Source organism: Vibrio sp. 10N.222.54.E6 (assembly GCF_041473955.1).
Classification (GTDB): Bacteria; Pseudomonadota; Gammaproteobacteria; order Enterobacterales; family Vibrionaceae; genus Vibrio; species Vibrio tasmaniensis_A.
In genome coordinates this window covers 46,027-60,523 of sequence record NZ_JBFRTD010000042.1, presented here as the reverse complement: position 1 = coordinate 60,523, position 14,497 = coordinate 46,027, and the positions used below count along the sequence as shown (strand labels likewise).

Below are 14,497 nucleotides of genomic sequence, written 5' to 3'. Positions count from 1 at the left end.
TTAGACGCTTGTAATTGTTCGACATGGCTTGTAATTGTTTGAAATAACGGGCCATAAATAAAAACACCTCCGAACTTATCTTAAGTGCGGAGGTGTTTTTCTATTCGCGTTATGAACGACTAAAGGTTAGACACTAATAACTGCGGTGTGGCTTTTTGCTGAAGATAGATACTAAAGCGACTTCCTTTACCTACTTCGGATTCAACTCGTATTTCGCCGCCCGTTTGGCTCAAAATACTTTGAGAAACGGACAAACCTAAGCCTGTACCGTCTCTTTTGGTGGTATAGAAAGGAGAGAAAATACGTTTCAGTTGTTCTTCCTTAATACCACAGCCCTCATCTTCAACATGAACAATAGCCCCATGAGATACTCCATTTTCAACCCAATCTTCACTCGAGATAGTCAATGTGCCCTGTCCGTCCATCGCGTGAATCGCGTTCATTTGCAGGTTAACTAGAATTTGCAGCAATTGGTTTCGGTTCACTTCGACTGAGGTTTTAGCATTCAATTGCGAGACATACACAATGCCTTTCTTTTTTGCGCCTGTTTTTACGAGCGTAATACTTTCATCGACAATTGGATTGATATGTTGCCAAGTGATTTCGTCTTGTACACCACCGTGTCGGCTGTATTGAAGTAAGCTTCGCGTGATGTTTCGGATTCGGTCGATCTGCTCCATGATCGCGTGGACTTCTTCGTCTACACGAGCCACTTCGTCACCTAGTTCAAACTTCATTAGCTCAACGTTGCCTAGAATTACTGCTGTCGGATTATTGATTTCATGGGCAATACCTGCGGTTAACTCACCTAACGCGGCTAATTTTTCGTTGACCACCAGCTTATCTCTAGCTTGGTTAAGAAGCTGGATGTGCAGTTCGAGTTCTTCCGTTTTCTCTTTCAAACTGGCGGTACGAGAATGAACCTTACATTCGAGTTCAGACGCCGCTTGTTGAATCTCTTGATTACGCTCGTGGAGCAGATCTAACATTTTGTCGAACTGTTTCGCAAGCAACGTAAGTTCATGTTGATCATCCAAACCCAACGTACCGATTCGCTTGTCTTGCCCCATTTGGACTAGCTTTACAACTTTATGGATGCGTTCAATTGGGTTGAAAAGATCGCGTGCACCACGGTGTACGATCAAACCTGAAGCTAACAGCAGTAATATGATGGTGATGCTGATTTCACCAAGGTTAGTCAGATACGTCTCTACGAGTGGCCAGATTAGATAGCCGGTATAAAGCATGCCAATAACGTTATCAAACTGGTCGTGGATTGGTTGGTAAGCGGTGATGTACCAAGCGTCGTAAACATATGCTCGGTCTAACCACTTTTGCCCTTGATTCAAGACTTTTGAATGAACCTCATGAGAAACGCGAGTACCAATTGCGCGCCCTGCACTGTCTTCACTGCTTAATGGCACATTAGTGCTGACACGCAGATCATCAAGGAATACGGTAACCGTACCAATGCGGCGATTAAAACCATCACGTTGTGGATAGATCAAGTTGCTGATCTGATCAACTAACTGTGTGCTGTTATTAAGGAGGATCCCGCCATCAAGAAAACCAATCACGTGATCATTCTTGTCACGAATCGACACAACGGTACGGCTAACTAAACCCCGAGTTTCAACATTTTGACTATTGAGCATTGGGACTTCGGCTTGCCTTGCAAGGTTTTGGTCTAACTCGTTGAGTTCATTTTGGCTCAATACACTAAAGAACGATTCTTTGCGTGTCAGATCGAGGTATTCACGCTTTTTCCCCATGCTCTCAACACTTCTCCAACGCAAAAAGTCGAGCTCATAGCGAGATTTGTTTTCAGAAACCCAACGAGTGAGCTCTTCCTTTGAAATATCACTCGTAAGTTTGATTCGAAAGTTATAAGACTCAGCGAATGCTTGAACGTTATAGGCCTGTTGATTTTGAATTAGATGGATACTGTTGTCGGCAACATCCAAACGCTCATCAACATCGATCAAAGCCCCCTGCCACGTATAGTGAACAGACCAATACAAAGTGATCGCAACCAAAGCGCATAAAGTTAAAATGATCGGCGCTGACGTCAAAAATAACAGACGATAACGCACCATGGTTTTGAACCGGAACGTCCACTTTGACCACCAATGACGTCTAATCGGCATATTCAGAGCCTTCTGTGTTCCAATCTTTATATTTACGCTCTAGCGTTTTCCGTGCAACGCCGAGGTCTCTTGCAGCTGCGGATTTATTACCATCATGAAAACTCACCAGTTGCTCGATATGAGATTTCTCTACTTCTTTGAGTGTCCAAGTGTTGGGGTAACCTTCTGCAGCGTCTACGTTATTCAAGTTTGGTATTTCCGCTCCATGTGACACCGTCACTGAAATGCTGGTGGGCGCAGGATCGCCATTAATTTCGCGCCAATAGTGCGCTGGTGGCTTGTCTAAAAGAATGCACCTTTCGACTAGGTTCTTGAGTTCGCGAATATTTCCCGGCCATTCGTATTCATTCATCGCCAAGATGTCCTCATGCGCCCAGTTTGGAACCGGTACACTAAGTTCACTTGCTAAAAGACGAGTGAAATACGGAACAAGCTCTATTAGATCGGATGGACGCTCTCTCAATGGCACAACATCAATTTTAAGGACATTGAGTCGGTAGAATAGATCGCGACGGAAGTGCCCTTTTTCGACCTCTTGTTGAAGGTTTCGGTTAGTCGCCGCCACTACTCGTACGTCAACGGCAATTTCTTTCTCGCTACCGACTGGACGAATAGTGCGTTGCTCTAACACACGCAACAGCGCTGCTTGCATTGGTAGTGGCATTTCACCAATTTCGTCGAGGAACAAGGTGCCACCACTTGCGACTCTGAATAGACCTTCACGGTTTTTCTTCGCGCCGGTAAATGCGCCAGAGGTATGCCCGAATAGTTCACTTTCAAGAAGTTCTGGGGCGATTGCGCCACAGTTGATTGGCACAAATGGCCCTGTACGTTTACTGGCTTCATGTACACCACGTGCAACTAGCTCTTTACCTGTACCTGACTCGCCTTCTATAAGAACGGATGCTCGAGAGGGTGCAAATTGACTGATCAGCAATTTAAGCTGTTTGGTTTTATCTGAGTTACCGATTAACTCGGTCTTGATATGACGGCTAACATCACGCTTCAATGCGTATTGCATTCTTTGGTCAAGGCGCTTATCCATACAACGTAGTACAGCTTGTATCATTTGTTCTAAGTTGAAAGGTTTAAGAATGAAGTCTGAAGCGCCAAGCTTAAGCGCGGATATGGTCATCTCTAGATCAGCATAGCCAGTCATGAAAATAACATCGGCACGTTTGTCGTTGTCGTTAAAAGCCTCTTCCCACTCAATGCCAGAGCGTCCTGGCAGGTTGATATCAAGAACAATGAGATCAAAATGTTCGCTCGAACGCAGTATTTCAGCTTCTTCAACAGACCCTGCACTCGATACCTTGCCAAAGAACTTACCCAGGGCCTTCTTTAGAATAGCCTGCATCCCGACTTCATCGTCCACGACCAAGACGGAAAACGCTTGATATTGAGTCAATGTGTTTGGGTTGAGGTTCGATGCAGGTGAACTAGGTAAAGACATAATGATTAGCCGATGGGGAAAGTTGGGACAGAGTGTACCAATTAACCTTTTGTGCGACAGGGACAATGTGCGACATTTTGTCCTAGCTCATATTTTAATGCATTTTGTTAGCCTAAATGACGCAGTTTTGTTCGATATAACAGCAATTTAATGAAATTTGATGCACTATTTATTGGCATTAAGCTTGCTTATTAGGTGTAGATTCCTAATTACAACAATTAGCGTCTTATGCACATGCCCTTCTTTGAGCCCTTTAAAAATAGAGGCATGTCATTCATTTATAACAGAATGGACATAATAATAATGAAAGCAATTCCCCTAACTATTGCAGCTCTATCTATCGTCAGTTACACGGCTAGCAGCGCGGAAGACACCACTCATATCAAATTGGCGACAACCACAAGTACCTACCACTCAGGCTTACTGGACTACTTATTGCCTGAGTTCGAAAAGGATTCTGGTATTAAGGTTGATGTTCTCGCTGCGGGTACGGGTAAATCACTTCGCATGGGTGAAAACGGTGATGTTGATTTGGTAATGACTCACGCACCAAAAGCTGAAGCGAACTTCGTTGAAAAAGGTTACGGCGTTTTACCTCGTAAGCTGATGTACAACGATTTTGTTATCGTTGGCCCACAAAGCGACCCTGCGAAGATTGAATCTCAAAAAGCAGTAGCTGATGTGTTCAAAGCAATCGCGAACAACAACGTGACGTTTGTTTCTCGTGGGGACGACTCTGGTACTCATAAGAAAGAGATGGGTATTTGGGCACAAACTAAGATGGAGCCAAACTTTGGCGGCTATCGCAGCGTTGGTCAAGGAATGGGTCCTACTCTGAACATGGCGTCTGAAATGCAAGGCTACACCATGACAGACCGTGGTACTTGGTTGGCTTACCAAAACAAACTTGACCTTAAAGTGTTGTTCCAAGGCGACAAGAACCTATTTAACCCTTACCAAGTGATTCTTGTTAACCCAGAACGCTACCCAAGCATCAATTACCAAGCAGCGAAAGTATTCAGTGATTGGTTGGTTAACCCTAAAGGCCAGAAACTGATCAACGACTTTAAACTGCACGGCAAACAACTGTTTGTTGCAAACGCAGAATAGTTGGTTGCAAGCGCAGAATAGCTTGTTGTAAGAAATGAGTCGTGGGTTGTGAGTAAAGCGTAGCGTTGAAGGTTTAACCCTAACCAACTAGCGCTACGCTTAACTAAACAGTCAACGAGACCACCTAAATAATCACGTTTAAAAACCGCCTTGCTTTAAAGGCATTCAAGCTTAGAAACAATCGCTGACCAATACAGGCTCAAATAGTTTGTGTCAGCTATGATTAACATCAGACACTACCGATAAAAGCCTATTATCGATTCAAACGAGATACTTCATGACCCTATGGCAAACAACGATTGATGCAATGAATCTACTGGTGAGTTTTGACCACGAATTGTGGCAAATCGTCGCGGTATCCTTCAGCGTATCTTTGTCCGCCATCTCATTAGTGATTGTTCCTGCAATCCTTATGGCTTTCTTACTGGCTTACACCGAATTCCCCGGTAAATGGGCGCTGCTTTCGGTGATCAACACCTTACAAGCGATACCGACCGTGGTAATTGGCTTGTTGATGTACATGATGCTCTCTCGTTCTGGTCCTTTAGGTGACTGGCAATTACTGTTCACGCAAAAGGCGATGATTCTAGGTCAGATGCTGATCTGTTTCCCTATCCTAGTTGCGATGATGCATGGCGCTCTGCAGGCCAGTGACCGCCGAGCGGTTGAAACGGCGCGCACGCTTGGCGTATCAACGACTCGTGTGGCGTGTACGTTAATTTGGGAAACGCGCTTCCCTCTTTTAGCTGCAACTATCGCTGCCTTCTCTCGTATCGTCACTGAGGTTGGTTGTTCAATGATGGTCGGTGGCAACATTATGGGGATGACAAGAAACATCCCAACAGCTATCGCCATGGAAAGCCACAAAGGCGCATTCGCTCAAGGCGTCGCCCTCGGTATGGTGTTATTAGCATTGGCATTAGCCCTTAACTTTTTCCTTTCCAGTGTGAGAGGAAAAGGCTATTTAAGAACTTAGGAACGCTGTCATGAGTATAAAAATAACAACGCAGCAAATTTCAATGCGCTACAAAGAGCGTGTTTTGTTCCACATCCCCGAATTGTCGATCGGCCCCAACGATGCCATTTATCTCAAAGGGGACAATGGCGTTGGCAAAACGACCCTACTTAAAATCTTATCAGGATTGATCAAGCCGAGCTCTGGCCGTATTCAGTCTCCGACACAAAGCTGGCAACATAGCCTGTTTCCTCGGTTAAAATTTAAAGACATCATCTATCTCCACCAAACTCCTTACCTTTTTGATGGCTCGGTGTACCAAAATGTCGCTTATGGCATTCGCTTTAATAAAGAGAGTCAAAAAGATAAGCGAGCTCAAATAATTAATGCATTAAGAATGGTAGGTTTAGAAACCTTGGCAGATGAGCACATTTCTGTGTTGTCTGGTGGTGAGCGCCAACGCGTGGCAATGGCCCGTGCTTGGATTCTTAAGCCTTCAATCTTGCTTATGGATGAACCAAGTGCTTCTTTAGACAAAGAATCTATTGAAAGATTGGTGATTATGGCCGAAGATCTTCTTCAGAGAGGCGCGAGTTTAGTCATCACTAGCCACCAAACTAACGCGTTAACCGACTTATGTAAGAAGCAATGGTGGATTAAAGACAATACTTTGACCGAATCGCCGCTTCTGCAAGTTATTAAAAAGAACAAAGCACAAGAGAATATTTATGCTGCTTCCAACGCAAACTAGTTGGGTTATTTTGGCTGGCGGACAAGCCAGCCGTATGGGCGGAAAAGATAAAGGACTCGTTGAGCTCAACGGTTCTCCGCTTATTCAATACGTTATTAACAAGCTGTCACAACAAGATGTCAGCATTACCATCAATGCCAACCGTAACTTAGACAGTTACCAAGCATTTGCACCGGTTGTTTCCGATTCTTTCCCTGACTATCCAGGCCCATTGGGCGGCATTCATGCTGGCCTTAAAAACGCGAGCACAGATTGGGTCGGCTTTGTCCCTTGCGACAGCCCACAGATTAGTGATGACCTTGTTGAACGTTTTTGTGCAGCAGTAAAAGAAGACAGCGACATTCTTGTCGCGCATGATGGCGAATTTAAGCAACCAGTATTCACCCTATTCCACAAACGTGTTCTGCCAAAGCTGGAAGCGTTTTTGGAACGTGGTGATCGTAAAATTATCTTGCTGTACAAAGAGTGTGTCACGGAATATGTCGATTTTAGCGATTCTCCTAACTGCTTTGTGAATCTAAACACGCCAGAAGAACTCACCCAATTCGGAACGCTTCAATAATGAAAGATTCTAAACAACGCCCTAACCTTCCTCTATTGGGGTTTGCTGCTTACAGTGGCACAGGCAAAACAACCGTATTAGAAGCTCTGCTTCCTTTATTGACAGAGTCGGGTTTAAAAGTTGGTGTGCTAAAACATGCTCACCACGATTTTGATGTCGATAAGCCGGGCAAAGACAGCTACCGTTTACGCAAAGCGGGCGCAAATCAAATGCTGATAGCTTCGCGTAACCGTCATGTGATGATGACTGAGACTCCAGAAGCAGAAGCCGATTTTGATTACCTGTTGACTCGTTTTGATACCAACACACTTGATCTGATTTTGGTTGAAGGCTGTAAGAACATTGCTTTCCCTAAAATCGAGCTTCACCGTGATGAAGTGGGTAAACCTTGGTTGTACCAAAACGATGACAACATCATTGCTATTGCTGCTGATAGCCACGTTGAATCTGACTTACCTCAAATGTCGATCAACGACTTAGAAGCGATTCGTGATTTCATCATCGATTACGCGCAGTCCTTTGACCTTTCCTCTACAAAAGGCAAAGCAGCGTCATGCTCATCTTCAAAAGACGCAGCGCCCGCGGTGTGTTGTGATTCGTTCTCTCCAGCAGGTTTAACCGTAACTCAGGGCCAACAAAAGATTGTTGATAGCATTGACGCGCTTGATCTCACAGAGAGTGTTGAATTACTGCAAGGCTACGGTCGTGTGTTGGCTGAAGATGTGATCTCGCCAATCAACGTCCCACAGAATACTAATTCTGCAATGGATGGCTACGCGATTCGTAGTGAAGATCTTGAATTGGATAGCTACAACATTGTTGCTGAAGTTATGGCTGGTCACAGCTACGACAAAACCGTTCAACAAGGTGAAGCTGTTAAGATCATGACGGGTGCACCAATGCCAGATGGCGTTGATGTTGTTGTGATGCGTGAGCAAGCCGTGCAAGATGGCGATAAAGTTAGCTTCCCAGATGCGAAAATCTCCGTTGGACAAAATGTCCGTATGGCCGGTGAAGATTTAGAAATTGGCCAACCTGTCTTTACACGTGGCACACGCATCGAAGCACCAGAAATGGGTATGATGGCGTCGTTAGGTTTCGGTACCTGCCCTGTTCTGCGTAAAGTGAAGGTGGGTGTGTTCTCAACGGGTGATGAAGTTCAGGCACCGGGCGTTGAGCAAAAGCCAAACTCTATCTACGACTCGAACCGTTTCACTATCATCGGCATGCTTCAAAAGCTAGGTTGCGACATCGTTGATTACGGCATTATCGAAGATGACGAACAAAAGATGATGGATGTACTTCATGCTGCGTCGTTAGAGACCGATATGGTTCTGACTTCTGGTGGCGTGTCTGTTGGTGATGCTGACTACATCAAACTCGCGTTAGATAAGTTGGGTGAGATTAACTTCTGGCGTATCAACATGCGTCCAGGTCGCCCTCTTGCTTACGGCAAAATTGAAGACAAACCTTTCTTCGGTTTACCTGGCAACCCAGTAGCCGTGATGGTGTCGTTCATTAACTTTGTAGAACCTGCAATCCGCAAGCTACAAGGTCAAACTAACTGGACACCAGTGAAAGCGAACGCGATAGCGACTGAGCAATTACGTTCTCGTCAAGGTCGTACTGAGTTCAGCCGTGGCGTGTTCTCAATGAACGAATCAGGCGTGCTTGAAGTAAAAACAACCGGTAAGCAAGGTTCAGGTATTCTACGTTCAATGAGCGAAGCAAACTGTCTAATCGAGATTTCACCAGCGGTAGACACTGTAAAAGCCGGTGAAACGGTGACGATCATTCCTTTGCAAGGTCGTGTGTAAATAAACAAGATTGTTAGCTTTAAGCTAGCGAATTCAGAGTAATACATACTCTAAATAGATGAAGCCCCTGATATTGGATATCAGGGGCTTTCTTTTTATGGGGGGTTGTATACAGAGTTGAACTAAACAAGCTCGACTTTAAGTAATCTGCAATCGACCAAATTATAGTTGTTACGGCCATTTTCTTTGATTTGATAGAGCTGTTTGTCTGCAATATCACAAATCATTTTAAAGTTTCGATCCACATTGTCACTGGCTAAGTCGACGTTAACCCCACCAATAGAGAGTGTTAATTGTTCCGCATAGAGAGCTTTAGGGTTTGCTAATTTGACTTCATTTAACATCTTTCGCAGAGTGACAACCTTATTTTCAATATCACTACTACTCTGTCCGAAGCAAATCGCCATGAACTCATCACCGCCATATCTGAAAAGGTAGTCATTCTTGGTTGTGAATGTTTTTTTAAGTAAGCGACTGATAATACGAAGCGCTTCGTCGCCCTCTAAATGCCCATGAAAATCGTTATAAGCTTTATACTCGTCAACATCGATCATAAGGACCGCTAGAGATTGTTTTTGGTAGTAAGCGTTATGTATTAAGACTGGCGTGATGTTATCTAATTGATATCTATTAGCTAGACCTGTTAGTGGGTCAGTAGTACTCAAGATTTCGAGTGTTTGATTCGCACTTTCTAAACGCTGTCGTTGCTTTTGATTTTCTAGCGACACGGCAATAAAGCTAGCTAAATGTTCTATAAGCTGACAGTGGTGTTCCTGATATTGGTTTGGTAGATGATGCTGAACTGACAGAAAGCCGATTAATTTTTCATTAAGAATGATTGGCGTTAGAATCATTGAGTTAGTATCAAGCTCGCCACGAAACGTAACGAAATTATCGTCTTGTGTGGTTTTACCGATATAGGGTTCTAGAGCCGCATCTGTCGCGCTATTAAAATGAACGGTAGCTCGCTTGCGAATCACATACGTACCAATGGTTTGGTTCTCTTGGCAAACTACTTTTAGGTTCGGTATTAATCCTTGAGTATCAACAAAATAGCGGTAGTCGAGTATGTCTGATTTATCGTCATACATAGCAATCCCAAACTCAGATGTTGGTAGAATCATATTTATCTTATGGAGTATCTCAGGCAGTACGCTTTCTAAATCTGCAGCGGTTGCTATGAATTGACCAATATCAGTGAGCGCACCCATATATTTTTGCATTTGAGTCAGAACGTCATTTTTCTTCTTACTCTGAATGGTACCTACCCCTTCTAGAATACGTTCGCTCTGTTCGCGCTCATAACTTCTCATGTGTTTTTCTAAAAGATCCACATGCTGAGTTTGAAGTGCCGCTAAACCAGACCAATCCTCTTCATCTCGAAAGAGCTTCGCCTTAGTTTGGGCATAGATAGCATAAGAACGGTAACTACTCTTTAGATCAAAATTCTGTTCGAGAAAAGCGCACCCTACTTTTGCTTGTTCTCGCTCTCCAATGCCTTCTAAGAATTGAAACCAGTAAACCAAATTTTCTTTTCGATTATGCTCATCTCTCGATTTTTTGAAGTGCTCTTCTGCCTGATAAAATGCATCTAATACATCACTATCATCGAAGCCTCCCCACAAGAGCATGGTTTGCCCTAGGTAACTATGACAAAGAGCTATCGTCCTGTGACTAGAAAGCGAGGTGCCTATTCTTTTCGCTTCCATAATGGCGCTAACCGCTTGCTCAAACTCATTTGTATGTGCACAGCTATAGGCTAGGTTTAAATGGCTGACAGCACAATCTAACAGGCGATTCGCATTTTGAGATGAAATAATGGCTTTACGAGCATATTGCTTCGCTTGTTCGTATTTTTCTAAGCTTAAGTGCAAGTCACTTAGATTACAGAATATAAGTGACTTAAAATTGTCATCAACTAGGTGTAAGTTTTCTAGTGTCTCTGAGTAACAAGCATACGCTGATTGATAATCACCACGAATGTTATGGGTAGACGCAAGTAACCCGATGACAAATACATATAGTTGAATTTCTTCAGGAGCAATGACGTTTAGGCAGGCTTTATAATGCTCAGCAGCGTCAGAAAGGTTATCGTGGCGATAGCTTGTGAAACCTTTAAGGAAACGCGCGATTGAATCCGGGATCGGTTGATTATTAGCTTCGCATAGACTCGTTATTCTGTCTTCGACTTCTTTTAATCCTTTGATTCCAGGGTAGTTCTGGATTCGCGTTATAATTCCCATGATCTTTGGGTAAAGCGTATTGCTCATAAGTTCCGTTTAAGTCAGCCAGATTAAAAAATAACGAATAGTATACCACAAAATGCTTATTACACATTCCATTCATGAGGCTAATAAGTGGTAATTTCCTATCATTATCTTGAGTGGCGTACTGTTTTTATGTAGAGTGCGCGCAAAGTAATAATTATATTGGAGAGCACCATGGCTCGTACCATTCTGTACACTTATAAAGATGAAGACAAAGAGTTATTGTTTTCGAAACAAGAACACCGCACGATCCAAGAAGCTGTTGCAGCAGCTGAAGGTATCGACATCACTGAGTATCTAAAAACTGAGCAGCAGCTTGAGTTCATTTCTGATACTAAAGCGGTTCGTAACTACCAAGACAACTATTTCCGTAAGCTTGGTTTTACTAAGCTTACATTGAAGCAAAAAGACAACCTTGGTGTTGGTAAAAAGAAGAAGTAAGCCCTCTGGCTCTTTTTCTTGATATGTAGCTTCTAGCTTTTCGTTTGTAATTAGAGCTAAGAGCTGAAGAAACGAAAACACTGAACAATAAAAAATGCCGCAACCTCTTTCGAGATTGCGGCATTTTTATTTGTTCTTTTTAACTATCTAACCTTAGCTAGCTTAACGTTAAGTTGCGATTACTTAATATTAAGGAATGCAGCGCCACGAACACCGCCTGAATCACCGTGTTTCGCTTTGATGATCTTAGGACACTTCGCTACAGACAGTAGGTATTTAGGGATGCGCTTTGGCATTTCTTCGTAGATAAGTTCGAAGTTTGAAAGACCACCACCCAGTGCAACAACATGTGGGTCAAGACCCGTAAACAAGTTCGCAAAACAGATAGCCAATAGCTCCATGAAGCGATCTACGTGCTCAGCCGCTTTTGCTTCACCTTCGTTGTATGCTTGGATGATTTCAATCGCTTTCTTCTTCTCACCGAAGTAGTGCTCATAAATCAATTCGAAGCCACGACCTGATAAGTAGCTGTCTAAACAACCTTTTTTACCACAACCACAACCTAATAACGGTGCGTTGTCGCCGAGGTGGAACCAAGCATCAATAGGGAGACGCATATGGCCCAGTTCACCAGCAACGTGGTTACGACCAGAGAACACTTTGCCTTCGTAAACTAAACCGCCACCGAAGCCAGTACCTAGAATTAGGCCAGCAACTGATGGTTCATCTTTAAGTTCATCATCCCATGCTTCTGAAAGCGCAAAACAGTTCGCATCATTCTCGATTTTTACACTACGACCAATAAGCGCTTCTAAGTCTTTACGTAGTGGCTTACCTGTTGAAGCCGGTACGTTAACAACCAGCATAGTGCCGTCGTCTGCGTTTTCCATGCCAGGAAGACCAAGGCCAATTTTGCCTTCACAAGAGAATTCGTTGTCGTATTTTTTAACTAAACCAGCAATCGTATCAAGCAGTAATTGATAATCGTCTGTTGGTGTTGGAACACGTTCTGTTGCTACTCGCTCAAGTTTCTCATTGAATGCACCAAACTCTATTTTTGTGCCGCCAACATCGAAGCCGTAATACATGAAATCTCTCCAATTTTTCCCTAAATTAGGGCAAATAAAATTTTTAAATTAAACAACTAAGGAGCATTATCCATAACACTCCCCCTACAAACCGTGATAGATAACAAACTTATCTCGTGATCGAGTCTGTTTGAACAACAAGTCAGCACAAAGCGGTTAAAGGTTAGAGTGACGTCTCACTTTTGGTGTGCTCTATGAAAGCGTTCAGACTTGGTTTGGTCGGATCGGACTTATAACGTGTCTTACTTAACATGTAACTTTCCCGAAATGTCTCAAACCATAGCTGTAAAGTCTTGGCACCCTGCTCTTCACCAGCCTGTTTCAAAACCAAGCTCGCCACTTCTGCAGTCGAGAGATGTTGTTCGTTGTCTGACTTACGCATCATATATTGGGAAACCGATTCTGGTTCAATCGACAACACAGGTAAGTCTTGCAGATACTCTGAACGACGGAAGATACGTCGCGCTTCACGCCAACTGCCATCAATAAAGATCAGCAATAGTGTTTTGTTTGGGTCACGCATTTGTGGCAGGTTTTGAACCACGCGCGATTTGTCATCTGTATAGTCTTCGGGGAACACTACGACAGGTTGATAGTTGTCATCTTTTAAGACATCCAACATTTCCTGATTGGGCTCTGTGCGATGCCATAGGTAAGCGTAACTGTCTTTTACTGTATCGAGAATCAATCGACCTGTATTACTTGGTTTCAATATTTCGTTATCTGACAAGATCAACATGGTCGCGACGTTCGTATTTACGTCTGGTTGATGTTCACAGATACAGCTGTCTTGTTTGATTTTACAGAACTCACATCGCACTACTTTACACCCGCGCGCATTAAACGGCTTAGTAGCAATGGATAAACGGTGTTGATATAAACGGTGAAAAGCGTGGATTCTCATGGACAATAACGATAGATCTAGAAAAGTGGCACGATTGTACTTACAGTGACCCTAGAATGATAGAAGGAATTCCCATGCAAGACCCATCCCTGCTTCGCCTTGTTTGTTTTATTGTCGTTTTTGGATCATGTGCGCTTTGGGAGTACCGCTTTCCACGTAAAACGCTGACTCAGAGTAAATGGTTTCGTTGGGGAAACAACTTTGCGTTGGTTGCTTTAAACAGTTTTCTATTAGCCACTCTAATTCCAATCGCAGCATTTCAAGCGGCGGTTATCGCACAAGAAAGCCAATGGGGTCTGTTCAATACCCTGTCACTTCCTAAAGAACTCAGCATCCTCATCTGTGTTTTACTGTTAGATTGCGCTATTTACCTGCAGCACTTGGTGTTTCACCGTGTTTCATGGCTATGGAAGTTGCACCGAGTTCATCATGCAGATCTAGATATTGATGTCACAACCGGAACTCGTTTTCATCCAATTGAGATGATTCTTTCAATGCTGATTAAAGTGAGTTTAGTGATCGCGCTTGGTGTACCTGTCATCGCTGTTGTCATCTTTGAAATTGTTCTTAACGCCAGCGCGATGTTTAACCACAGCAATGCGCATCTGCCACTGTGGATTGATAAGCGATTGAGAAAAGTGATTGTGACACCAGACATGCACCGAGTTCATCACTCGGTCATTGTTAAGGAAACGCACTCAAACTTTGGTTTTTTCTTATCGGTGTGGGACATTTGGTTCAAAACCTATCGCGCTCAACCTAAGCTTGGCCATGATAACGTTCAGATTGGCGTTCCAGAGATTCAAGATGGTAAAGAGCAACGGTTAGACTTAATGCTACGTCAGCCATTTGCACGATTCCCGACAACGAAAGACTAGGTTCGAATTCAGTTGAGTCTCAGTTTATATTGAGATCAAACCTATCTTAATAACAAACCTGTCTCTATAACAAACCCGTCTCCATAACAAACCAAGCTTAATACCAAAGCAAAACGCCCTTAGA

At 43.5% G+C, this 14,497-nt stretch carries 12 protein-coding genes; 7 read left to right on the top strand and 5 right to left on the bottom strand.

Translation table 11 applies throughout. The annotated features are described in order from the left end of the window. Window positions 1-119 precede the first annotated feature (119 nt). Both AB4513_RS22175 and AB4513_RS22170 read right to left on the bottom strand, forming a co-directional pair. Window positions 120-2,147, bottom strand: a complete 2,028-nt coding sequence (locus tag AB4513_RS22175; RefSeq protein WP_032555202.1) for a cache domain-containing protein — start codon at window positions 2,145-2,147, stop codon at window positions 120-122. After that, window positions 2,137-3,600 (bottom strand): sigma-54 dependent transcriptional regulator, encoded by a 1,464-nt coding sequence (locus AB4513_RS22170; RefSeq protein WP_009846740.1) that lies wholly within the window; start codon window positions 3,598-3,600, stop codon window positions 2,137-2,139. The genes AB4513_RS22175 and AB4513_RS22170 overlap by 11 nt, the downstream gene beginning before the upstream one ends. A 303-nt stretch (window positions 3,601-3,903) precedes the next feature. On the opposite strand from AB4513_RS22170, the gene AB4513_RS22165 reads away from it, so the two are divergent. The 5 genes from AB4513_RS22165 (at window position 3,904) to AB4513_RS22145 (ending at window position 8,795) form a co-directional block, all read left to right on the top strand. Beyond that, entirely contained in the window at window positions 3,904-4,710 is an 807-nt protein-coding gene (locus tag AB4513_RS22165) for a substrate-binding domain-containing protein (protein WP_009846741.1), read from the top strand. Window positions 4,711-4,987: 277 nt separating this feature from the next. Beyond that, a complete protein-coding gene (locus tag AB4513_RS22160; RefSeq protein WP_009846742.1) occupies window positions 4,988-5,686 on the top strand; it encodes an ABC transporter permease in 699 nt (232 codons plus the stop codon). Between the two features lie 10 nt (window positions 5,687-5,696). Continuing rightward, the gene (locus tag AB4513_RS22155; RefSeq protein ID WP_009846743.1) at window positions 5,697-6,416 is read left to right on the top strand and encodes an energy-coupling factor ABC transporter ATP-binding protein; all 720 of its coding nucleotides are present in this window, start codon (window positions 5,697-5,699) and stop codon (window positions 6,414-6,416) included. After that, window positions 6,394-6,978 carry a molybdenum cofactor guanylyltransferase MobA gene (mobA, locus tag AB4513_RS22150; protein WP_009846744.1) on the top strand — a complete coding sequence of 195 codons (585 nt, stop codon included), beginning with the start codon at window positions 6,394-6,396 and terminating at the stop codon, window positions 6,976-6,978. The genes AB4513_RS22155 and mobA overlap by 23 nt, the downstream gene beginning before the upstream one ends. After that, the gene (locus AB4513_RS22145) at window positions 6,978-8,795 is read left to right on the top strand and encodes a bifunctional molybdopterin-guanine dinucleotide biosynthesis adaptor protein MobB/molybdopterin molybdotransferase MoeA (RefSeq protein ID WP_009846745.1); all 1,818 of its coding nucleotides are present in this window, start codon (window positions 6,978-6,980) and stop codon (window positions 8,793-8,795) included. The genes mobA and AB4513_RS22145 overlap by 1 nt, the downstream gene beginning before the upstream one ends. 122 nt (window positions 8,796-8,917) lie before the next feature. Here AB4513_RS22145 and AB4513_RS22140 read toward each other — a convergent pair whose 3' ends face one another. Beyond that, window positions 8,918-11,065 carry a GGDEF domain-containing protein gene (locus AB4513_RS22140; RefSeq protein ID WP_009846746.1) on the bottom strand — a complete coding sequence of 716 codons (2,148 nt, stop codon included), beginning with the start codon at window positions 11,063-11,065 and terminating at the stop codon, window positions 8,918-8,920. Between the two features lie 171 nt (window positions 11,066-11,236). On the opposite strand from AB4513_RS22140, the gene AB4513_RS22135 reads away from it, so the two are divergent. After that, on the top strand, window positions 11,237-11,503 hold the full coding sequence (locus tag AB4513_RS22135) for a DUF2960 family protein (protein ID WP_004733780.1): 267 nt from the start codon (window positions 11,237-11,239) through the stop codon (window positions 11,501-11,503). Between the two features lie 179 nt (window positions 11,504-11,682). Here the strand turns inward: AB4513_RS22135 and nagK are convergent, their stop codons facing one another. Beyond that, complete coding sequence (gene nagK, locus AB4513_RS22130) at window positions 11,683-12,591, bottom strand: N-acetylglucosamine kinase (RefSeq protein ID WP_009846747.1); 909 nt, start codon at window positions 12,589-12,591, stop codon at window positions 11,683-11,685. A 163-nt stretch (window positions 12,592-12,754) separates the two neighbouring features. Beyond that, entirely contained in the window at window positions 12,755-13,501 is a 747-nt protein-coding gene (locus tag AB4513_RS22125; RefSeq protein WP_083784059.1) for a tRNA-uridine aminocarboxypropyltransferase, read from the bottom strand. A 68-nt stretch (window positions 13,502-13,569) separates the two neighbouring features. Between AB4513_RS22125 and AB4513_RS22120 the strand changes: the two genes are divergently transcribed. Then, window positions 13,570-14,373, top strand: coding sequence for a sterol desaturase family protein (locus tag AB4513_RS22120; protein ID WP_009846749.1), 804 nt, complete (start codon window positions 13,570-13,572; stop codon window positions 14,371-14,373). The last annotated feature ends 124 nt before the right edge of the window (window positions 14,374-14,497 follow it).